Genomic DNA, 20,134 nt, shown 5'->3' with positions numbered 1-20,134 from the left:
GACCGGTGCCTACTCCGACTTCCAGAAGCGAAGACGGGCGCAAATTGCGCACCGCCTGGGTCAGCGCACGCCGGCCCGGTTCAAACGCGGCACCAAACAAACGGTCATAAAGAGGAGCATAGAAACGATAGGTAGTAACGACGTTATCAACGGAAATCGGATTCATATAGTTGTATAGGCTAAGTTGACAAACCGATATGTAAGACTCTTGGGAAGCAGAAAGTTCATCCGCCACGCCAGCGCCAAATGAAAACTTGATCGGAAATTGATGCGAAACGATGCATAGATTAGCGTATTTGTTCTTTTAAGAACGAAATCCAGGCTTTTTGCCTATTTGGCTAATGGTCGTCGGAATCAGGAGCAATCTGATTCAACGCGCGAATCGTGCTTGCGAAAGCGATAACGTGGGATTCAAAAGTGTCAGCGACGTTTCGACATCGCCCGATGCCTGTCGTAAAAACCGGGATCCTTCTTGCGCACCCACTTGACGAACTTGCAGATCTCTTCGTTCTCGAGAAGTCGATCGGGGGTGTGGTAGTAGTCGGCCAATTCCTTCTCGGAAAACACCGAGTGGATCTTGTTATGGCAGATCCGGTGCATGCGCACCGTCACGCGGCCACGATAGGTGCGCGGCACCAGGTGATGCTCGTTGACCGACGGACCGTCGATCAGCTCTCTACCGCATAGGGGACAGGTTTCCGTTGATGCCGGCATGAATGCACTCAAGCGGTTCAATCGAGATGAACGACATAGTTACAGTAAGGGAAGGCCGCAGCGTGGCCTGCGAACGGCCATGATACCGCTTCACCGCAACGCGGTTCATGCAAGGACAATCGGGCAGCGCCGGACGAAGGCGCCCCCGATTTTTGATGATACGTGATGACAGATGTGACTTACTTCGGCAACAGCACGGTATCGATCTCGTGGATCACGCCGTTCGACTGATTCACGTCGTAGGTGCTGATCTTGGCGGTATTGCCGCCGTCGTCCATGACAGTGATGTTTTGCATGCCGTTCATTGCGAAGGTCAGCTTGCCGCCGCTTGCGGTGGCCAGTTGTGCCTTGCCGTTCTGCTTCTTGATCTCGGCCTGGAGCGCATTGAAATCATACTTGCCGGGTACGACGTGATAGGTAAGGACTTTCGTCAGCGCGCCCTTGCTTTCCGGCTTCAACAGCGTGTCGACCGTGCCTGCCGGCAGCTTGCCGAAGGCGGTGTTGGTCGGCGCGAACACCGTGAACGGACCCTTGCCCTTGAGCGTGTCCACCAGGCCGGCGGCCTTCACTGCGGCGACCAGTGTGGTGTGATCTGCGGAGTTCACGGCATTGTCGATGATGTCCTTGCTGGGCAGCATGCTTTGTCCGCCGACCATCACGGCGTTCTGGGCGAAAGCGGCACTGGCGGATGCCAGGGTGGCGGCAACGATAAGTGCGGAAGTAAGTTTGCGCATGGTATTTCCTCCTGTGTGAAGCAAGTAAGTAGTTGGGTGAATGTGGACTGCGAAGGAATATACGGAGACCTTTTGCAATCGGATTCAGTGCATCAACATTTTCTTGCCGCCAAGGACGCGGGATACCATCGGGCGCCGCTGCATGGATGCACTGGAAGGAATGGGTCTGTGCTTTATCAAGCACCCATCAAACTGGATGCATCGGAAACTGGCGTTGACTAATCGTCATGGTGGAGAATAGGTTGATTCCATTCCGACAATTTCCGCCATGACCCGAGTCCTGTTTGCCGGCACCATCTTTTCCAGCGCATTTCTGCTTTTCCTGATTCAACCATTGATTTCAAAACAGATTCTTCCCTGGTTCGGCGGTTCGGCCGCGGTGTGGGCCACCTGCATGGTGTTCTTTCAGGTCATGCTGTTTCTCGGTTATGCGTATTCGGACTGGGTGGCGCGCCATCTGGCGCCGCGCCGCCAGATGCTACTGCATGTCACGCTGCTGGCGATCAGCCTCGCCAGCCTGCCCATCGTGGCGGCATCATCATGGAAGCCGGCAGGCGCCGAGGATCCGATGCTGCGCATCCTGCTTCTGCTGTTCGCCACCATCGGCCTGCCGTACTTCCTGCTCTCGACCACCGGCCCGCTGGTCCAGACATGGGTCACCCGCACACTCGCGGATGCACGCGTCTATCGCTATTTCTCGCTGTCCAACCTGGCATCGCTCATTGCCCTGGTCTGCTATCCGTTCTTGATCGAGCCGCATGCGTCCATCCTGCTGCAGGCGCGCGCCTGGTCCGTCGTGTATGGCTTGTTCGCCCTGCTATGCGCCGGGTCCGCGTTCTATTTCGCCAGGCATGCGGGGCCGGTGCCGTCGCCTTCCATGGCGCCGGACGATTCCGGCGAGTCCGCGACCGCTGCACCCCGCGCAAGCAGCTACCTGCTGTGGATCAGCCTGTCGGCGATGGGGTCCTGGCTGCTGGTCGCCGTCACGAATCACATTACGCAAAATATCGCCGCCATTCCCTTCCTCTGGCTGCTGCCGCTGACGATCTACCTGTTCACGTTCATCCTCTGCTTCGAAAGCGACCGCTGGTATTCAAGGCCGGTATTCCTGTTGCCCACCGCAGCCGCGATGGGGGTGTGCGCATATGGACTGCAGGACATCAACATCAGTGTGAATATCAAGCTCGCGGTGCCGATGTATGTGATCGGTTTGTTTTTCTTCTGCATGTTCCTGCATGGCGAACTGTCGAGGATGCGTCCCGCGCCGCGTTACCTGACCCGTTTTTATCTGATGGTATCGTTGGGCGGTGCGCTTGGCGGCATCGCTGTCGGACTGGTCGCACCAGTGGTGCTGCCGGCCTACTACGAACTCGGCATCGGCCTCGTGGTCGTGGGACTGCTCGGCGTCGTTGTCCTCCGCAACCGCCGGCTGCTTGCAGCAGTGGCTGTTTGCATCGCGGTCCTGTGTGGTTACTTCCTTGTGCTGCAGATGTCGGGCGACTTCAAGGACGCGCGCCGCATCGAGCGAAGCTTTTATGGCAGCCTGCGCACGGTGGACAAGACTTATTTCGATGCCAGCCGTAACGTGCGGGAGCTTTACCACGGCGCGATACGGCACGGCGAACAATACCTGACGCCCGAAATGCGCGCCGAACCGACCACCTATTACGGCCGCGACTCCGGCATCGGCATCGCCATCGGGCAGACGCGGGCGCCGCAAAAGAAGGTGGGATTGATCGGCCTTGGCGCCGGCACGCTGGCTGCTTATGGCGAGGCCGGCGATGTCTACCGGTTTTATGAAATCAATCCGCAGGTGATCGATATCGCGGAAAGCGAATTCAGCTTCCTGCGCGACAGCAAGGCGAAAGTCGACACGGTGCTGGGGGATGCGCGCCTCGCCCTGGAAAAGGAGCCGCCGCAGAATTTCGATGTGCTGGCCGTCGACGCATTCTCGGGCGATTCCATCCCGGTACACCTGATCACGCGGGAAGCGATGGACGTCTACCTGCGCCACATGCATCCGCAGGGCGTGATCGCCTTCCATGTCACCAACAAGTTTCTGCGGCTGGCGCCGGTCGTGCAGCGCCTGGCGGCCGACCGTGGCCTGGAGTCGGTATTGATCGAGGATGAAGGCGTGGGCACCACCGAACACAGTACCGACTGGGTGCTGGTGGCCAGGGACAAAAGCGTGTTGCAGAAAGCGGCGATCCAGGATGTCGCCAGCTCCATCAAGCCGATACCGGGTCTGAAAGTGTGGACGGATGACTTCAACAATCTGTTCGATGTATTGAAGTAAGGCGTTGGAGCGGTTCGCTGATCGGTGCAGGGACGCTCATGCGTCCGGCCGTCGGGCCTGCCGCGGCAGGCTATCGGACGGTAAAGCCGAAAACCTCTTTTTCGTTGAATCGCCACAGGCAGACCTGTTCAACGTAATACTCGTGCAGGTGATAGATCTCTTTCGCGATGGAGGCGGGAAAGCCGGCACGGTCCGGTCGGCTACGGTCAAGGATCAGGCTGCTGAGATACTTGTTGCACAGCGGTTGCTCATACCAGAGCAGCGCAATCCGGTTCACGATTCGCGGATACCGCTTCGCCAGTTCCATCGGGCGCACATGCGCCGGCAATGTGGACAGCCATTTGAAGGTGTGTTTGTCCGGCTCGCGGACTTCCGGATCATTGCGGCGCTGAAAGATAGAACGGTCCATCGCTTGTTTTCCTAGTCGATAAGAACAAACAGGAAGCACCGGCACCTTTCGACTTGATGCGCAAATACCATCAAATGGAAATGTTGCCTGTTACGAAATGTTAGGATTCATTCTAATCCACTTCGCCGCTGTAGCACATTGGAAATTTTTCATCGTTCCAATAGGTATTTTGTTTTATTTCCCTAATGAAACATTACCTGAATCGAGTCCAGCGAGGTGCATGCAACGGGATTTCTATTCCTTTATGGAAGCGGCGCCCTGAGTGCAGGCCGATCGCGGGAAGGAAATCCACCGTCCAACCTCCCGGGCGCATCCGCGATGGTGACGGCTTAATCTCCGATACCATCGCGGGCTTCAGGTCAGAAGCTGCCGATGAAGTCACGCTTGCCGATCTCGACGCCGTTGTGGCGCAGGATGGCATAGGCGGTCGTGACGTGGAAAAAGAGTTGCGGCAATGCGTAGTGCAACAGGTAGGTCTGGCCGGCGAATTTCCGTTCACGCGGCGTGCCGGCCTGAATCGTAATCTCGCGTTCTTCGCTGCCGTCGATCTGGTCCGGCCCCAGGCTGTCGATGAATGCGATCGTCTTGGCGATCCTCGCATGCAGGTCGGCGAACGTTTGCTCCGTGTCCTCGTAGGAAGGAACGTCGATACCGGCCAGGCGGGCCGCCGAGCCCTTGACGAAATCAGTGGCGATCATAACCTGGCGCAACAGCGGAAACATGTCCGGGAAAAGTCGCGCGTGCAACAGGGCGTTCGGATCGATTTTGCGCTCGGTGGCATGGGCGCCGGCTTTCGCAAGCACTGCGTCCAGGCTGCTGAGCATTTGCCTGAATACGGGAATCGATGCGGCGTACATGGAGATGGTCATGGAACTTCCTCGGTCTGTGAATGGGATCGGGGATTCTATGCGCAATCCGGCAATGCCGCAGGCTCACGCTTCCTCGACCGATGCCACCACGCAGCGGTTGCGGCCGCCTTCCTTGGCCCGATACAAGGCATCGTCCGCGCGTTTGAACGTGGCTTCGGGATCACCGCGTCGCGCATGTTCGGCGATGCCGATCGATATGGTGACCTTCAACTCGCCGCTGATTTCAGGGAACACCAGGCCTTCGATGGATTTGCGTACCCGCTCGGAGGACGTCATTGCCCCTTCCGCGAGCGTGTCGGTCAGGACCATCACGAATTCCTCGCCGCCGAATCGGCCGAAAAAGTCGGTCTGCCGCAGCGCACCGGACGCGGTCCTTGCCACCTTGCGCAATACTTCGTCGCCGGCCAGGTGGCCGTAGGTGTCGTTGATCTGCTTGAAAAGATCGATGTCGATGATGCAGATGCAGAATACCGAGCCGTTACGGATGCAGCGCTGGGTTTCTTCCGCGATGCGCTCCATCAGGTAGCGCCGGTTATAAACGCCGGTCAGCTCGTCGCGAATGGCCATGTCGCTGATTTGCTTTAGCGCCGCTTCGAGTTCGCCGTTGCGCTTTTCCAGCTCGATATTGTTGTCGCGCACCTTGCGTCGCAGGTTGCCGATAAATCCGGCGAGATACGTAAACTGCGCCATCGTCACCAGCAAGGCCATCCACTGCAGCACATCGACGCGCAGATTGATATCGCCTGGTCGGAACTGCACCAGCAAGGCGATCAGGATGGCATAGCCGCCCAGGATGTAGGCGCTGAGATAGATAAAGCCGCGTGTCTTGAAGCGCAGCATGCCGAAGACGAACGCCGCCACGCCGAGCAGCAGGAAGGTGCTGCGTACCGCGTCGCCGAAATACATCAGGTAGAGGCCGGACAGTGTTGCCAGGGCCAGTTGCAGGAACGTCAGGCTGGGATCGGCAAAGCGCTTGTTAAGATCAGTGCGGATCGTCAGGTAGATGCCGACATTGATAGCCGCCACCAGGAGCACGTAACCCGACACCTCCTTTGTGGTGAAATAACCCATCGCCCAGCAGACGAGCACGAAACACATGTTCATCGCATAGGCGCCGGTCGCGATCAGGAAGCGCTTTAGTCGAAGCTCCTGTTCCCGGTCGTTGGAAGGGAACAGTGCAAAGCGGCTGGGAGTCATGTTGTCTCTTGAGTCTTTGTGGTACGCCGGCACCGCTTTTCCGTGCGCATGAAGCGCACAGGTGCGACGGCATTTAATTTCTTTCAGGCAATGTGGTTATCTTACCTCGCCTTGGCACTTCCCCGGATGCCGTTTTTCGGTTGTGTCGCACCGACGTACCGGGTCAGCAACGGTGCCGCCGGGCGCTACTCATACCGTGCCGTTCAAAGCCTCATGGACAAGCTCGTCGATTTCCGCAGTAATGTTGGACAGAACGCCCGCAACGACGGCGAATTCACGCCCTGCGTTACCGGCGCGTGCCGCGATGATCTGCGCGTTGAAGGAGACCATGCGTGCCTGCTTGGCAATGGTTTCGATGTCGGTCATCACGCTTTGCAGCTTCTTTTTCATCCGCAGCGCATGCCGGCGCGACTCTTCCTCGTAGACCTGCGTAAGCTGATTGAGCACTGCCAGCAACGGCGTCGCACTGGCCACCAGCGCATCGACCAGCGATGACGCTCGCTTCGAGCCGGACCGGATCGCCGACAATGTTTGTTCCGCAAGATCGATAAATGCCCGGATGTGCCGGTCCCCCTCCGGTGCGCCGAAATACGCCTCCCGCAATGCATCGCAATACACCCCGGGCAGATTGTCCTTGCCCTGCAACAGGGCGGTATGAGCCTGGCTAAACATCGTCAAGGCTTCAGCCGCTACCGGCAACATCTCGGTCCGGCCCGACGAAGCCAGCACGGCGTACAAGACTACCCGCTGTGATGTGAAGCGGCGGCGGCCGGACAGATTGATCATGGCGCCCAGTACATCGCCTGACAGGGCGGGTTGTGCATCGTTGTGACGGTGCGATCGGGTGGAAGGTGTTTGCAGTTGCAGCATGTCGGGTCTGCCTCATGAAGTGTCGCGCGGTAGTGCGCTCATCCGGAGCAGTGAAAAACCGCTTCGGATGTTTCTTCATGGAAAGCATGATCCGTACCAGTCCGGATTGACCGATGAACGCCCCGGACTGGAGCAGGCCGGTTATGCGTTCGGACTGCGCTTGACGAAGAAGAGCGTCGCGCCGACGGCCACCAGGACGCCGCCAAACAGGCGGTTCTGGATCTTCATTGCCTGCGCATCGCGAAAGAAGCGCTGCATGGACGATGCGGCGTATGCATAGCCGTGCATCACCGCCAGATCGATGACGCACATCGTCGCGGCGAGGATGGCCAGTTGCGGCAGCAGTGCCGCATTCTGATCGATGAATTGCGGCAGTACGGCGACCATGAACATGATGCCTTTTGGATTGGTGGCATTGGTCAGGAAGCCGAGCAGGAAACGGCGCCTGAGCGTCGGCGCCGCGGCATGTTCCGCCGTCCGGACCGGCATGCTCCCGCCGTCATGCGTGTCGACGGTTGCCCGCCATTGGCTGATGCCGAGATAGACGAGATACAAGGCGCCGACAGTCTTGACGATGTTGAATGCAAGCTCCGACGCCAGCAGCAGCGAGCCGACCCCGGCGCCGGCGATCACCAGCACCAGGAGCAAACCGGCCTGCAGGCCAATGATGGTGCCGCTTGCTTTCTTCACACCGTAGGAAAGGCCGTGCGACATCGACAATACGGCGCCGGAACCGGGCGACACGGCGATGATGCAGGCCGCCACAAAAAAGGTCATCCAAGTGGTAAAGCTCATTCGATCCTCATCCGGCGGCCGATGCAGAACGTCGTTGTCCTGGCGTTTCGTGCCGCATTTCCGGGGTTGAAAAATATTCCTGCCGCATGCGGGCCACATAGGCGACCAGGTTGGCATGGCGCTCGCATTCCCTGCGCAAGGGCGATTCGAAGTGCGGGCAAAGCATCGACATCGTGAAGGAAAAGAGGGTGGCATCCGCGCCGCAGGGCATGTCGCCCATCAGGTAGCGCCTGTCGCTGAGCGCCGCCGAGAGCGACTCGATGCCACGGGCCGCAAGCGCCAGTTGCTCACCGGGCGTGTGACGGCCGATTCCATGCGCCTTCGTCGCACTCGCGACCTTTTTACGCACGATCTTCTGTACCAGCGGCCGTACCAGCCCGGGGATGCCCTGGAAGAACACTGCCGGCCCGCGGGCGAAATTGTCGTCGTCCAGCCAGCGCCAGTGCAGGGCCGCCCAATACAGGTTGTCCTCGCACAGCTTTTCCAATGCCCATGCGATGCCGCGCTGCTCCGCCGACAGATGGCGATCGAAATCGATCTCGTATTTTTTCTCGATATGCCAGCGGATGAATGTCGAATCCGCCACCACCGTGCCATCGTCCTCGATATACGGAAGCTTGCCCTTCGGTGCCCGCCTGAATCCGCTGGGATCGGTCCGGTAGGGCAATCCTGCCATCTTCAGCAACGTTTCGGTCTTGGTAACAAACGGGCTGGCATCCGGCAGGCCAAAAGCCGGGCCGAAGGTGTAGAGAGTGATCATGCGGATCCTTTCAGAATGGCGATGGCGGGCACCGGATTGGCGATATTGCAGAAATTGCAAGGCAACATGCTGCCATGGAGGGGAAAGGCATGCAATCCTCCCGCTGCCCGTCGTCGCATCAGCCGCGCAGCATGGCCTTGATACCGCGCAGCGCCTGGCGGATGCGGGCCTCGTTCTCGATCAGCGCGAAGCGCACATACTCGTCGCCGTATTCGCCGAATCCGATGCCGGGCGATACCGATACCTTGGCTTTCTCCAGCAGCAGCTTCGCGAACTCGAGCGATCCGAGATGACGGTACGCTTCGGGAATGCGCGCCCAGATATACATCGACGCTTTCGGCAGGTCCACCGGCCAGCCGGCTTCATGCAATCCCTTCACCAGCACATCGCGGCGGCGCTGATAGCGGTCACGGATCTCCTGCACGCAGGTCTGGTCGCCCTCGAGCGCCGCGATCGCCGCCACCTGCACCGGCGTGAAACTGCCGTAATCGTGATAGCTCTTGATGCGGGCCAGCGCCGCGACCAGTTCTTGGTTGCCAACCATGAAGCCGATCCGCCAGCCTGCCATGTTGTAGCTCTTCGACATGGTGAAGAATTCCACCGCTACATCGCGCGCACCCGGCACCTGCATGATCGACGGCGCCTTCCAGCCGTCGAACACGATGTCGGCGTAGGCGAGGTCATGCACCACCAGGATGTCGTGCTCCTTCGCCAGCTTCACCACGCGCTCGAAGAAGTCCAGCTCCACGCACTGTGCGGTGGGGTTGGACGGAAAGCCGAGAATCATCATCTTCGGCTTCGGATAGCTTTCCCGTATCGCCCGCTCCAGCTCGGCGAAGAAATCGACATCGGGGCTCATGCGGACCGAGCGGATGTCGGCGCCGGCAATCACCGCGCCATAAATATGGATCGGATAGCTGGGATTCGGCACCAGCACCGTGTCGCCCCGGTCCAGTGTCGCCAGCATCAGGTGCGCCAGGCCTTCCTTCGAACCGATCGTTACAATCGCTTCGGTATCCGGGTTCAGGTCGACATCGTAACGGTCCTTGTACCAATGGGTGATGGCCCGCCGAAGGCGGGGAATGCCTTTCGACGCGGAGTATCCATGGGTATCGGGGCGCTTGGACGCCTCGGCAAGCTTGTCGACGATGTGCTGCGGCGTGGCGCCGTCAGGATTGCCCATCGACATGTCGATGATGTCCTCGCCGCGACGGCGTGCAGCCATCTTCAGTTCGGCGGTGATGTTGAAAACGTAGGGGGGAAGGCGATTGATGCGCGAAAAGCTGCGCGGCGTGCGGGATTGCGTCATGGAGTTCTTTCACGTGAGCGCCCGGAACCGTCCGAGCGACGTGGCACGAATGTGTCGTGCCGGAACCGATTCTAAACAAGCAAGGTCAAGCGCGCAAGCTCAATCCTGATGACGGCGCAATGTGTCCAGGGCGTATCGGGTACCGCGCCATTCGATGCCGCCGCGCAGCAGCGCCGTCAGGCTGCCGCGCCACCAGATCGCCAGTTCCAGCAGGCTGATGACCGGTGCGAACACCAGGCAGCGGTAACCCCAACCGGCGATGTGCAGCATGCCGGCAAACAGCAGCAACCCGATAAGCACCGTCGCTGCGTTGATCCATCGGGTGACGCCTTCGGTGACGACCAATCCGATCCACGGCCACACGCGCAGCAGCAGCATTGCCGCAGTGACCGCAATCAATTGGCCGAGCTGGAAGTCGAAAGCGGCGAAGATATTCTTCTGCATGCCGTTGATCATGTCCCGCGCACTGCGATACCACTCCACACCCACCAGCTCACGGCCGAACAGCACATGCTGCCGGTAACCGGCGGCCTTGATACGCTTGCCGAGCATCATGTCGTCCAGCACCGCGAGCGGGATCGCACCGTGCCCGCCCATGGCCCGGTATGCGTCGGCGCGCACGAGATTGAAGCCGCCCGCGCCGAGGAAATGCCTTGGCGACGTGGCCACCTTCCACGGTTTGAAGCGCGCCATGAAATTCACCGAGAAGCTCAGCACCAGCATGCGCAGCAACTGGGTCTTCACGACGACATCGAACAGCAATGTCAGGTGATCGACGCCATGTTGCTCGCAGTAATTCACCGCCCGTGTCAGCGCACTGGGCTCGAACACCACATCGGCGTCGGTAAACAGCAGGTAGTCGCCGCCGGCGATGGCCGCGCCGCGGGACAGTGCATGATTTTTCCCCAGCCATCCATCGGGCAGGGCGGCTATGTGCAGGACCCGAAGTTGCGGATGTTCCCGCGCCATGCGCTCGAGTATGGCCGGGGTGGCGTCGGTGGAGCGGTCATTGATCGCGATGATTTCCAGGTTGGGATAGTGCAGCGCGAGCAGCGAACGCAATGCCGGCTCGATGGTGTCCGCTTCGTTGAGCGCCGGTACGATCACCGAGACCTTCGGCGGATTCGGTCCGAGAACCGGAAGGATGAGTCTGAGTTGTCCGATCCTTTGCGCACCGAGCGCGACCTCGGTCAGCACGATCGCCGTAACGATGAGGACTGCGAGTGAAAGCCAGAAGGTCGGATCAAGCACCATAATCTCGATGTCCATGAAAAGCTGCTGCAGGAAGAAATCGCGCTGCGTGTGAATGAAGAAAACAGCTGCAGCCTCTTTGTTCTAAACATCGTTACCGTGCTGGCGCTGCCGATCAACATTCTCGCCGGCCTGTTCGGCATGAACGTCGGCGGCGTGCCGCTTGCCGAGAACAGCGATGGTTCTGGATCCTGGTCGGCATCGTCGCGACATTCACCGCCCTGGCGGAATGGTTCGCGTTCCGAAGCCAGCGCGACTGACCTTATTGAAGAAATAGCCACCCGAAGGTGGCCATTCGCCTTGCCTGCATTGGTGGCTCAGATGCCAAGCAGCTTCTTCGCTTCCTGCAAGGACTTCATCGATTCGGCATGCTTGCCTTCCTTGTGAAGTTTCTCACCTTCCGCTCTCAGTTCCTTCACCTTGCTCATATTCTCCGCGCTGACGCCGCTTGCGGAACTTAATTTGGCGTCGATCGTCTTCATTTCATTAGGGCAGTTGTGCGCGAACGCCAGCGATGAGGCTGAAAACAGCAATACTGTTAAAAGCTTTTTCATTTGAGTCTCCTGATGAATTTACCGGTTCAAAAACGAGTCGCCAAGCGCAGCTTCGCTTGCCACCTTCCGCAGAGTGCATTCCTGCGGTCCATTACTTTACGCCTGTTGCACAAGCCTGTCAGGAAGCAGGGCGATTTTCAGTCACCGACGTACCTATGCGCTTTCGTTTTGCGGCTTTTCTTTCCCTGATCCTCTGCGTCGTTTCCCCCGCGTCGGCCAGGCAACCGTCCGTGGTCGACGAACTGCAGGAAGAACTGCGGCAACTCCTTCCGCCGCGCACCTCCAAAGCGCCGGCAACGGCGGAAATCGAAACCGGCTTCTCGCCCGACGGCGATGCCGAACGCCTGATCCTGAAAGTGATTGATTCGTCAACCAGGACCGTGCGGCTGGCGGCGTATGCATTTACATCGCCGAAAGTCGTGCAGGCATTGCTGCGGGCGAAGCGCCGGGGCGTGGATGTGCGGGTGGTGGCGGACAACAGCGGGCCGAAATCGAAATCCGGCGCGGCGGCGTTGAACCTGGTGGCCGGGGCCGGCATACCGACGCGCCTCAACGGCAAGTATGCGATCCACCACGACAAGTACATCATCGCCGACGGGCGTCATGTGCAGACCGGTTCCTTCAACTACAGCCAAGCCGCCGCGAAATCCAATAGCGAAAACGTCATCGTCATCTGGCATAACCCGGAACTCGCCGCGCAATACCTGCGCCACTGGGAAAGCCGGTTCGGCGAGGGATTCGCTTACAGGAAACCCTATTAGCCGATCGCAGCTGCCTGTGCTCCCGTCCTGGGCTGCGTCAGTCGCGCCCCGGCTTCAGCGGAAAGAGCTGCTGCTTCACGAATCCATCCGGCACATAGTCACCAACGACGCCGTACTTCTCCGGGAAGGTCTTGTCGGTCCTGACGGCGGTGCCGAAAAGATAATCCAGGAAGGCGAAATGCGCCGCGTAATTCCTGTCGATCGCCGCGTCATCGGACGAATGGTGCCAGTGGTGAAAATCAGGGGTGACGACCAGGTACTTCAGCGGCCCCCACGGAAGATGCACGTTCGCATGATTGAACACCGCCTGGAAACCGACCACGATGATGTACGCATCCATCACCGATTTCTCGAAGCCGAGCACATAGAGCGGGCCGAGCACGGCCACGCGGGTCACCACCAGTTCGAACACATGCATGCGCGATCCGGCAATCCAGTCCATCGTTTTCGCGCTGTGGTGAATCGCATGGAAGCGCCAGAAGAACGGCACCTCATGATAGGCACGGTGCGTCCAGTACTGCATCAGGTCGGCCACCAGGATGCACAGCAGGAGCTGCGGCAGGAAATCGATCGCCTGCACCGTCTGCTGCAGGTCCCCGCGCACCATCCAGCCGAACACCCGGTGAATCAGGAAGTTCACGATCAGCAGCACCAGTCCGACGAGGAAATGATTGACGATGAAGTGAACGAAATCGGTCTGCCACTCCTTGCGGAAAATCGCCTGTCCCTTGTACAGCGGGAAAATCTTTTCGATCAGCACAAAAATCAGCGTCGAACCGAGCAGGTCGAGGATGAACCAGTCGAGGCCGATATACGGCGTGTTGTCGGGGAAGTCGCTTACCGGGACTTCGGAACCGCCGAGCGCGACGGATGCCAGCACCAGGCAGAGCGCCGCGATGTTGAGGTTGCGCCTGCGCTTGAAGAGGATGTTGGCAATCGACAGACCGCCCGCGATGATCAGCGAGTAGAACATCACCTGGCGCAGCAGGTCGACCGAATACTGCTTGCGCAGCTGCGGCGTGGTGAGGTACTCGGGAAAATGGAAGGCAATCACGCCGAGAAAGCAGAGGATGCCGAGGGTCAGCGCCAGTACGCCCGTCACCATCCCCTGGCCGGTCTTCAGTTCGCCGCTTTCCTTGAGGAGGCTCGTGGTTTCGTCGAGCACTTCAGCGGCAAGCTTGACCGGCGTGACGAGGGTGGTATCGATCACCTTCCTGGTGCCGGATTGCTGGTTTTTCTTGTCCATCTGTTTTTCTCCCCGATGCCGCCGGACGGCGCTGCGGCACTGTAGCAAGCCGGTGTTTGCCAAGTCAATCGATGCGCGCTCCCGGCAGCAGCCGCTTTTCCATGCGCTCGAACAGCCACTGGGTGAGCAACGCAAGTACCGCCGCCGGGATCGCACCGGCCAGCAGCATGTCGTTATCGTTCAGTGCCAGGCCGGTGGCGATCCGCTCGCCATAACCGCCGGCGCCGATGAAGGCGGCAATCGTGGCGGTGCCGACGCTCATCACCGCGGCGGTCTTCAGGCCGGCAAGGATGACCGGCAGCGCCAGCGGCAGGTCGATGTGCAGCAGCCGGTCCCGATGTGTCAGGCCGAGCGCCAGTGCGGCCAGCCGCAGTCCTGTCGGCACCTGTCCGAGGCCCGCGCAGGTATTGCGCACGATCGGCAGGAGGGCATACAGGAACAGCGCAATCAATGCCGGCAGCGTACCGATCGAGCCCAGCAGCGGAATCAGCATGGCGAACAGTGCCAGGGCCGGCACCGTCTGCAGGATACCGACAAGCGCCATCACCGCCTGTCTCAGGCGCGGCCGGTAGGCAGCCAGTACGCCCAGCGGTATGCCGATGGCTGCAGCCGCGGCGACCGAGACCAGCACCAGCAGGATATGCTCGCGCGTCAGCCGCCAGAGGCTGTCGTCGAACAGCTTGCGCCACAATCCATTTCGCGGCGATGCCGTGCCGGCGTCCGGCGACAGGAAGCTTTTCGCCGCGTCGGCAAAGGACTTGCCTTCCAGTTCCGCCGCCGCATTCATCGCGATCATGTCCGCTTCGGATATGCGGCCTTCCAGCTGCTGCAGCGCCTGCCAGGCGGCCGGGAAGCGGCGTTCGACATCGAGCCGGTACAGCAGCAGGGCGTCGTAACGCGGAAAATAGCCCGCATCGTCGGCCAGCACCCGCAATCCGTACTGCCTGATCTTCGCGTCGGTGGAATAGATGTCGATCACGTCGACCTGCCGGGCGGCCAGCGCCTCGTAGGCGATGCCATGATCGAGCCCGGACGGCTTGTGCGGCAGCCGGTAGCGGCTGGCCAGTCCCGGCCAGCCGTCGGCCCTGCCGAGGAATTCATGCGACAGGCCCAGCCGCAGTCCCGGCGCTCCGGCCAGACCGCTGATGTCCCGTGGTGCAGCGTTATCGCCGGCGCGCATGGCCAGCGAATAAGTATTGTTGAATCCGAGGCGCACCGCGGCGCCGATACCGAGCGGAGCCAGTTCCCGGTTGATCTGTTCCAGCGAGGTCGGTGCCGGATGCCTGAGGATTTCCAGGTCGATGGTGCCAAGATATTCGGCGTATATGTCGATGCTCCCGGTCTTGAGTGCCTCGAAGACGATCGCGGTATTGCCCAATCCTTGCCGCTGCTCGACCCTGGCATGGGGAGCGGCGGTCTGCGCGATAACCTCGGATAGCACATAGGACTCGGTGAACCGCTTGGAGCCGATCCGCAGCACATCCTCGGCCGCGGCCGGCAACGGTGCCAACCATAGCGCGCCGATGCAGAGTCCAGGTATCAGCCGATGCCAGCGGTGTGCGAAGGGCTCCCGCATGCGCGCAGCTAACCCATTGATTCGAATGAACACTGTCGTCTCCTGTCCGGGCATTGGCATGGCTCGAAAAGCCGGCGGCAAACCGTGTTGCGATCCTACGTCCGATTTGCATTGCCTGCTTTTCGACCGGCTGCGGGTACCCGTTTTGTTGTGTTTTGGTCGTTACGACGATGACAATAAGCGTTGTCAATGTCAAAATTCGCCGCGGCGGCGCTGAATACCTATTTTCGAGCGCCCATAACAATAATCCAGTTGCGCCTACCTCCCGGGAGTAAACCATGTCAAGCAGCACTCGCCTTACCTTGTCGCTTTGCGTTTCGCTGGCGGCGTTTTCCGCCCACGCCCAATCGCGCGGTCCCGCCGCCCAGTACTGGGTCGACCTGGCGACCAGCAATACCTCCATACCGGGGATGCAACAGGATATGGGTGGCGGGGGTCTCGGCATCGGCCTGCTCGGCAGCATCATGGGCGGCGGTGCGCCGATGGTGGGGGCGTCGGGCAGCAAAACGCTGAGCGCGGAGTTGCATGTACGTGCCCACCCGTCCGGCGTGGAAGGCACGCACGCCATCCCGGCTGACATGAACATGGGGCAGTCGCTGCTGCTGTTGCCGAACAAACCGAAGCAGGCGGCGCATTCGCCGACGCACTCCAGCGACCAGCCCGCCGAGAAGCCGAAGGGGCGCATCCTGCTGTACTGGGGCTGCGGAAACACCGTCCGCGCCGGCCAGCCGAAGGTACTGGATTTCGGCAAGCAGGATTACCGGGAGTTTTCGCAGTTCTTCGCCGGCAGCGGCACGGCCAGCCAGGGCGTGCAGAACCGGCCGGGCAATGCATTGTGGCCGAACGAGCGGGACAGCAAGCCTGTGCCCGACAATGCATCGCTCAAGGGCAGCCATGCGCTCAGCGGCGACGGCGTTCCGGCCAGCCTGAAATTCACCGTCGGCGCCGAGCATGATTTCCTGCCGAAGGTCCAGATGAGCACCAAGGGCATGCCGAAGGACGGCGTGCAGGTGGAGTGGGCGTCGATGCAGAATGCAAAGGGGTATTTTCTGCATGCCCAGGGCAGCGCGACCGGGCAGGGCGGTGCGCAGGACATGATCTTCTGGAGTTCCAGCGAACGGCCGGAGAACGGCTGGTCGCTGATGACATACCAGGCGCCGGCGCAGATTGCGAAGCTGCTCCAGCAAAAGGTGATTCTGTCGCCCTCCACGACCAACTGCACGGTACCGAAAGGCATTTTTGACCAGGCTGACGGCGCGATGCTGAACATGATCGCCTACGGTCCGGAGCTCAACCTGTCGCATCCGGAGCGTCCGGCCAAGGCGCCGGCGGGATGGCAGCCGGAGTGGACCGCGCGCGTGCGCATCAAGTCCACCGGCATGACGATGCTGGGCATGCAGGACGGCATGGAGGGGCGGCGGTCCGGCGGTGGGGAAAGCAACCCGGATAACGGCGGGGATAACGGCAATGCCGGCGATGGCGTCACGCCCAGCCTGCCGAACCCGATCAACATCCTGCGCGGTTTGTTCGGCAGCTGATATGCCTGCGGGGAGGCTGCTGCGCGTCCCCGTAACACGTTCACATCGCTTCTACATGGAGATGCGTGCGCAATTGGGCGGTATCGTAGATATAGGTCAGCTTGGACAGCAGATTGCGCTTCGGGGCCAGTTCGAACAGCGACATCAGTTCCAGGTTGAGTGATTTTCCGCTGTTGAGCACCCAGGTGTAGTTGAACTGCAGGGCCATTGCCCGATCATCGTTGATCGCTTCGAAAATATTCTGCAGCCGGATGATGGAATGCTTGGTGTCGTTGAAGAGCATCTTGTGATAGTCCTCGACGCTCATCTCGCCATACAAGGGCGATACAACGGTTGCGTCCTGGGTGAAAAACGACAGCACGCCCGGCAGATCGGCTCTGTTGGCGGCGGCCAGATACTCCTTGCAAACCTGTAATGGACTCAATCTAGACTCCGGGTGGACGGGGATGAAACGATGTAAAACGGGTGAATCAAAATGGAAGTTGTACAACCGACAAGACAGCGAGGGGTGGAGACAAACGCGCCCTCAAATATACCGATTTATTACATCTTCGTACTCCTATAAATATGGGATATCGGGTGCGTAAACGACGGAAGATTGCCGGATTCCGTATCAAAAATGCCAATTTATATCGCGGCGGAAATAGCATCGTCCTGCATGTCCTTGCCGTGAATCGAAGCGTGTCCCGCTGATCGGTCCTACGAATCGCATCGAAATCTTCGATTATTTTTCTGATATCCCCGGACCTATACTGTCTCCTCAACGTCGCATGGAGGCTGGCATGAATCACCGTCAATCAGCGCCGATCAAGGAAAGCGAGACGAGCGCCTGCATCCATGATGCATCGGACGAGCCGCCCACATTGGACAGGGACCAGGTCTGCCTATGCATCAATATCTGGGCGGCGTTTTATCCCGAGCGACTGACGCTGGCCAGGCAGGCCGGCCGGCACATCAAATCTGTCGACGAGCGTGGCGCCCGAAGTTGGGGCGGCTAGAAGACGAACCGGCAACGAACCGATTCGACAATCGACAGGTAAGCGGATGACGGTGCGCCGTGTTCCGCGAAGGGTGGGTGGGTGGCTTGGCGCAACTCGTTCCGCGATTTGCGAAGTTGGCATGCATTAGGCCGGCGCGTCGCTTTCTCTTAAAATACGGGACTTCGGCGCGGATCGGCGTAAAAGCCGCGCCCGCACAATCCTGTCCGGTAACCACCCAATGCATGTCAACGACGATCTGAACCACCACATCCGCCAGGTGCTGGATGAACTCGGCATCACCGCCACCATCCTCGCACGCAATCCCATTCCGTTTCATCCGGAGCCGGCGCAACTGGTCATTGCCGAAACAGGCGAGGACGGCAGCGAATACCAGCTCGTTCCCGGGGCGGCGCTCGCCTGGAAATCGATGAAGGAAGCAGCCCGCAGGGACGGCATCGTGATCGAAATCGTTTCGGCGTTCCGCAATATCGAACGGCAGGCGGACATCATCCGCGCCAAGCTTGCGAAGAACATGCCGATCGAAACCATCCTGACCCTGAGCGCACCGCCGGGTTACAGCGAGCATCACAGCGGCCGCGCCATTGACATCAATACGCCGGGCTGCGAAGCGACCGAAGAACCGTTCGAACACACCGACGCATTCCGCTGGCTCACGCTGCATGCGGCCCGCTTCGGATTCACCTTGTCCTACCCGCGCGGGAACAAGCTGGGATTCATTTACGAGCCATGGCATTGGTGCTATCAGCCGGACAATCCACGGAGTGACGCATGAAACTGAAAATGGCCGAGAAATCCCTGTTCGCGATCCTGCTGCGCTCGCCGTGGTGGATCAGCATCCTGATCGCGGCGGTGATATCGCTGGCCGCCAGTGCGATGCTGCCCAGGGAAGTAGCCGCCTATGGCATATCCGCCGGACTGCCGTTCCTGATCGTCGGCATCGTCGCCGCCTGGCGGCAACTCCGCATGCCGAGTCCGTCGCGGGTGGCGGAACTTATCGAAACCATCAATGCCATGCCCTGGCGCGATTTTGCCAATGCGGTGGAACGGGCCTATCAGCGCGACGGGTACGACGTCCGGCGGCTCCCCGGTCCGGCAGCGGACTTCGAAATCGCCAAGGCGGGCCGCACCGTGCTTGTGAGCGCCAAGCGATGGAAAGCCGCCGGGGCAGGCATCGAGCCGCTGCGCGAATTGCAGATGGCCTCGAAAAAAGCCGAGGCGCGCGAAAGTATTTTCATGACGACCGGCCAGCTTTCCGATAACGCGAAAACATTTGCGGCACAACAAAACATCCGCATATTGCAAGGCAATGGCCTGGCCGAGCTGCTGCAGGATATCGTGCAGCCGCGCAATACCTGATGCGACGGCACTGCACAGGCGCATAACCCTACTGCCGTCCTTGCAATCAGATGGGCGCCTCCTAAACTCCTTTGTCCGGGCTTTGCTTTTCAAGGCTCTTCCCTACAAAGGAGTTTCAAATGGAAATGGATGTCAATGACCGTCGCGGCGGCGCCGGATTCCCGGTCGATCAACCGCTGCAGGCGCTGCGGATGGATCACCAATTGGTTCGCAAGCTGTTCGACAGCTACCTCGGCTCGCAGGACATGAATGTCAGGAAAGAAGCCGGCCGGCAAATCCTGATGAATCTGGAACTGCATGATGCATTGGAACAAACGGTGTTCTACCCGCGCGTGCATGAAGCCGATGCGTCACTGGTGGATTCCTGCGAAGAAGATCATCAGCAGGTAAGGCAGATGATTGATCAGCTCAAGGCGATGGACGATAACGATCCGCAGTGCGAGCAAATGTACCGCCAGTTGTCGGAGGCGGTCATGCAGCATGTCGAGGTGGAAGAGCAGCAGCTGTTTCCCAAAGTGGAACAGGCGAACATGGATATGTCGGCGCTTGGGTTGGAGATGCAGGCGTTCGAAGCCAACATGGTGAGCGGGCAGGCGAGTGCGATCGGGCAGAAGGATGCGCGTTCGTAAGTGCGCCGCGCGGATAGAAGTGTCCACTGGGATATGCAAGGGGAAATCCAGGGCGATGGAGTCTCTCCGGTAATGCATAGGCTTGTCATTCCCGCGAAGGCGGGAATCTAGGGCGACGGAGCGTCTTCGGTAGTGCAACGCGTTCCTTTCTTCGAAGAGCCTAGCCGGGACTGGCCCCGGCGGGCCACCTACTTTTTTGCTTCGCCAAAAAAGTAGGCAAAAAAGGCGACCCCCAGTCGACGCCCCTACGGGGATCCCAAAAGGGCAGG

Annotated in this window: 21 protein-coding genes and 1 pseudogene; 8 read left to right on the top strand and 14 right to left on the bottom strand. The window is 59.8% G+C overall.

Annotation, left to right across the window (positions count from 1 at the left end; all coding sequences use genetic code 11):
• Window positions 1-420: 420 nt before the first annotated feature.
• Entirely contained in the window at window positions 421-714 is a 294-nt protein-coding gene (locus tag V7080_RS10815; protein WP_334188402.1) for an HNH endonuclease, read from the bottom strand.
• Window positions 715-893: 179 nt separating this feature from the next.
• Window positions 894-1,448, bottom strand: a complete 555-nt coding sequence (locus V7080_RS10810; RefSeq protein ID WP_334188401.1) for a fasciclin domain-containing protein — start codon at window positions 1,446-1,448, stop codon at window positions 894-896.
• Between the two features lie 268 nt (window positions 1,449-1,716).
• Between V7080_RS10810 and V7080_RS10805 the strand changes: the two genes are divergently transcribed.
• Window positions 1,717-3,744 (top strand): fused MFS/spermidine synthase, encoded by a 2,028-nt coding sequence (locus V7080_RS10805; protein ID WP_334188400.1) that lies wholly within the window; start codon window positions 1,717-1,719, stop codon window positions 3,742-3,744.
• Window positions 3,745-3,814: 70 nt separating this feature from the next.
• On the opposite strand, the gene V7080_RS10800 is transcribed toward V7080_RS10805, so the two are convergent.
• From V7080_RS10800 to V7080_RS10765, 8 genes are all read right to left on the bottom strand, one after another.
• A complete protein-coding gene (locus V7080_RS10800; protein ID WP_334188399.1) occupies window positions 3,815-4,153 on the bottom strand; it encodes a hypothetical protein in 339 nt (112 codons plus the stop codon).
• A 359-nt stretch (window positions 4,154-4,512) separates the two neighbouring features.
• Window positions 4,513-5,022, bottom strand: a complete 510-nt coding sequence (locus V7080_RS10795; protein ID WP_334188398.1) for a DUF1993 domain-containing protein — start codon at window positions 5,020-5,022, stop codon at window positions 4,513-4,515.
• A 63-nt stretch (window positions 5,023-5,085) separates the two neighbouring features.
• The gene (locus V7080_RS10790) at window positions 5,086-6,219 is read right to left on the bottom strand and encodes a GGDEF domain-containing protein (RefSeq protein WP_334188397.1); all 1,134 of its coding nucleotides are present in this window, start codon (window positions 6,217-6,219) and stop codon (window positions 5,086-5,088) included.
• A 189-nt stretch (window positions 6,220-6,408) separates the two neighbouring features.
• Window positions 6,409-7,089 carry a methyl-accepting chemotaxis protein gene (locus V7080_RS10785; RefSeq protein WP_334188396.1) on the bottom strand — a complete coding sequence of 227 codons (681 nt, stop codon included), beginning with the start codon at window positions 7,087-7,089 and terminating at the stop codon, window positions 6,409-6,411.
• 141 nt (window positions 7,090-7,230) lie between these two features.
• Window positions 7,231-7,884, bottom strand: coding sequence for a LysE family transporter (locus V7080_RS10780; protein ID WP_334188395.1), 654 nt, complete (start codon window positions 7,882-7,884; stop codon window positions 7,231-7,233).
• A 7-nt stretch (window positions 7,885-7,891) separates the two neighbouring features.
• A complete protein-coding gene (locus tag V7080_RS10775; protein ID WP_334188394.1) occupies window positions 7,892-8,644 on the bottom strand; it encodes a glutathione S-transferase family protein in 753 nt (250 codons plus the stop codon).
• Window positions 8,645-8,762: 118 nt separating this feature from the next.
• Entirely contained in the window at window positions 8,763-9,953 is a 1,191-nt protein-coding gene (alaC, locus tag V7080_RS10770; protein ID WP_334188393.1) for an alanine transaminase, read from the bottom strand.
• Between the two features lie 99 nt (window positions 9,954-10,052).
• Window positions 10,053-11,222: a glycosyltransferase gene (locus V7080_RS10765; protein WP_334188392.1), complete on the bottom strand. Its 1,170-nt coding sequence runs from the start codon at window positions 11,220-11,222 to the stop codon at window positions 10,053-10,055.
• A 3-nt stretch (window positions 11,223-11,225) separates the two neighbouring features.
• On the opposite strand from V7080_RS10765, the pseudogene V7080_RS10760 reads away from it, so the two are divergent.
• Window positions 11,226-11,464: pseudogene (locus tag V7080_RS10760) on the top strand (CorA family divalent cation transporter); the annotation flags it as partial.
• A gap of 57 nt (window positions 11,465-11,521) precedes the next feature.
• Here the strand turns inward: V7080_RS10760 and V7080_RS10755 are convergent.
• On the bottom strand, window positions 11,522-11,758 hold the full coding sequence (locus V7080_RS10755; protein WP_334188391.1) for a hypothetical protein: 237 nt from the start codon (window positions 11,756-11,758) through the stop codon (window positions 11,522-11,524).
• A gap of 155 nt (window positions 11,759-11,913) precedes the next feature.
• Here V7080_RS10755 and V7080_RS10750 point away from each other — a divergent pair, with 155 nt between their 5' ends.
• Window positions 11,914-12,519, top strand: a complete 606-nt coding sequence (locus V7080_RS10750; RefSeq protein WP_334188390.1) for a phospholipase D family nuclease — start codon at window positions 11,914-11,916, stop codon at window positions 12,517-12,519.
• Window positions 12,520-12,556: 37 nt separating this feature from the next.
• Here V7080_RS10750 and V7080_RS10745 read toward each other — a convergent pair whose 3' ends face one another.
• On the bottom strand, window positions 12,557-13,624 hold the full coding sequence (locus V7080_RS10745) for a sterol desaturase family protein (RefSeq protein WP_334188404.1): 1,068 nt from the start codon (window positions 13,622-13,624) through the stop codon (window positions 12,557-12,559).
• A 205-nt stretch (window positions 13,625-13,829) separates the two neighbouring features.
• Window positions 13,830-15,341: a glycine betaine ABC transporter substrate-binding protein gene (locus V7080_RS10740; protein WP_334188403.1), complete on the bottom strand. Its 1,512-nt coding sequence runs from the start codon at window positions 15,339-15,341 to the stop codon at window positions 13,830-13,832.
• A gap of 278 nt (window positions 15,342-15,619) precedes the next feature.
• Between V7080_RS10740 and V7080_RS10735 the strand changes: the two genes are divergently transcribed.
• Window positions 15,620-16,879, top strand: coding sequence for a hypothetical protein (locus V7080_RS10735; RefSeq protein WP_334188389.1), 1,260 nt, complete (start codon window positions 15,620-15,622; stop codon window positions 16,877-16,879).
• Window positions 16,880-16,919: 40 nt separating this feature from the next.
• Here the strand turns inward: V7080_RS10735 and V7080_RS10730 are convergent, their stop codons facing one another.
• Window positions 16,920-17,303, bottom strand: coding sequence for a nuclear transport factor 2 family protein (locus tag V7080_RS10730; protein WP_334188388.1), 384 nt, complete (start codon window positions 17,301-17,303; stop codon window positions 16,920-16,922).
• Between the two features lie 358 nt (window positions 17,304-17,661).
• On the opposite strand from V7080_RS10730, the gene V7080_RS10725 reads away from it, so the two are divergent.
• The 4 genes from V7080_RS10725 (at window position 17,662) to V7080_RS10710 (ending at window position 19,865) form a co-directional block, all read left to right on the top strand.
• A complete protein-coding gene (locus V7080_RS10725; protein WP_334188387.1) occupies window positions 17,662-17,877 on the top strand; it encodes a hypothetical protein in 216 nt (71 codons plus the stop codon).
• A 220-nt stretch (window positions 17,878-18,097) separates the two neighbouring features.
• Window positions 18,098-18,652: a M15 family metallopeptidase gene (locus V7080_RS10720; protein ID WP_334188386.1), complete on the top strand. Its 555-nt coding sequence runs from the start codon at window positions 18,098-18,100 to the stop codon at window positions 18,650-18,652.
• Window positions 18,649-19,236, top strand: coding sequence for a restriction endonuclease (locus V7080_RS10715; RefSeq protein ID WP_334188385.1), 588 nt, complete (start codon window positions 18,649-18,651; stop codon window positions 19,234-19,236). The genes V7080_RS10720 and V7080_RS10715 overlap by 4 nt, the downstream gene beginning before the upstream one ends.
• 119 nt (window positions 19,237-19,355) lie before the next feature.
• Entirely contained in the window at window positions 19,356-19,865 is a 510-nt protein-coding gene (locus V7080_RS10710) for a hemerythrin domain-containing protein (protein WP_334188384.1), read from the top strand.
• Window positions 19,866-20,134 lie beyond the last annotated feature (269 nt).

Origin of the sequence: Noviherbaspirillum sp., assembly GCF_036846085.1 — a bacterium.
Taxonomy (GTDB): Bacteria; Pseudomonadota; Gammaproteobacteria; order Burkholderiales; family Burkholderiaceae_D; genus Noviherbaspirillum.
This window is presented reverse-complemented; position numbering and strand designations above follow the sequence as displayed.

Excerpts from the sequence above, each read along its gene's own strand:
- V7080_RS10815 (WP_334188402.1), bottom strand. The coding sequence starts at position 714 with ATGCCGGCATCAACGGAAACCTGTCCCCTATGCGGTAGAGAGCTGATC.
- V7080_RS10805 (WP_334188400.1), top strand. The coding sequence starts at position 1,717 with ATGACCCGAGTCCTGTTTGCCGGCACCATCTTTTCCAGCGCATTTCTG.
- V7080_RS10790 (WP_334188397.1), bottom strand. The coding sequence starts at position 6,219 with ATGACTCCCAGCCGCTTTGCACTGTTCCCTTCCAACGACCGGGAACAG.
- V7080_RS10725 (WP_334188387.1), top strand. The coding sequence starts at position 17,662 with ATGAATCACCGTCAATCAGCGCCGATCAAGGAAAGCGAGACGAGCGCC.
- V7080_RS10720 (WP_334188386.1), top strand. The coding sequence starts at position 18,098 with ATGCATGTCAACGACGATCTGAACCACCACATCCGCCAGGTGCTGGAT.
- V7080_RS10795 (WP_334188398.1), bottom strand. The coding sequence starts at position 5,022 with ATGACCATCTCCATGTACGCCGCATCGATTCCCGTATTCAGGCAAATG.
- alaC (WP_334188393.1), bottom strand. The coding sequence starts at position 9,953 with ATGACGCAATCCCGCACGCCGCGCAGCTTTTCGCGCATCAATCGCCTT.
- V7080_RS10735 (WP_334188389.1), top strand. The coding sequence starts at position 15,620 with ATGTCAAGCAGCACTCGCCTTACCTTGTCGCTTTGCGTTTCGCTGGCG.
- V7080_RS10745 (WP_334188404.1), bottom strand. The coding sequence starts at position 13,624 with ATGGTGACGGGCGTACTGGCGCTGACCCTCGGCATCCTCTGCTTTCTC.
- V7080_RS10710 (WP_334188384.1), top strand. The coding sequence starts at position 19,356 with ATGGAAATGGATGTCAATGACCGTCGCGGCGGCGCCGGATTCCCGGTC.
- V7080_RS10775 (WP_334188394.1), bottom strand. The coding sequence starts at position 8,644 with ATGATCACTCTCTACACCTTCGGCCCGGCTTTTGGCCTGCCGGATGCC.
- V7080_RS10765 (WP_334188392.1), bottom strand. The coding sequence starts at position 11,222 with ATGGACATCGAGATTATGGTGCTTGATCCGACCTTCTGGCTTTCACTC.
- V7080_RS10740 (WP_334188403.1), bottom strand. The coding sequence starts at position 15,341 with ATGCGGGAGCCCTTCGCACACCGCTGGCATCGGCTGATACCTGGACTC.
- V7080_RS10780 (WP_334188395.1), bottom strand. The coding sequence starts at position 7,884 with ATGAGCTTTACCACTTGGATGACCTTTTTTGTGGCGGCCTGCATCATC.
- V7080_RS10750 (WP_334188390.1), top strand. The coding sequence starts at position 11,914 with ATGCGCTTTCGTTTTGCGGCTTTTCTTTCCCTGATCCTCTGCGTCGTT.
- V7080_RS10785 (WP_334188396.1), bottom strand. The coding sequence starts at position 7,089 with ATGCTGCAACTGCAAACACCTTCCACCCGATCGCACCGTCACAACGAT.
- V7080_RS10810 (WP_334188401.1), bottom strand. The coding sequence starts at position 1,448 with ATGCGCAAACTTACTTCCGCACTTATCGTTGCCGCCACCCTGGCATCC.
- V7080_RS10800 (WP_334188399.1), bottom strand. The coding sequence starts at position 4,153 with ATGGACCGTTCTATCTTTCAGCGCCGCAATGATCCGGAAGTCCGCGAG.
- V7080_RS10715 (WP_334188385.1), top strand. The coding sequence starts at position 18,649 with ATGAAACTGAAAATGGCCGAGAAATCCCTGTTCGCGATCCTGCTGCGC.
- V7080_RS10755 (WP_334188391.1), bottom strand. The coding sequence starts at position 11,758 with ATGAAAAAGCTTTTAACAGTATTGCTGTTTTCAGCCTCATCGCTGGCG.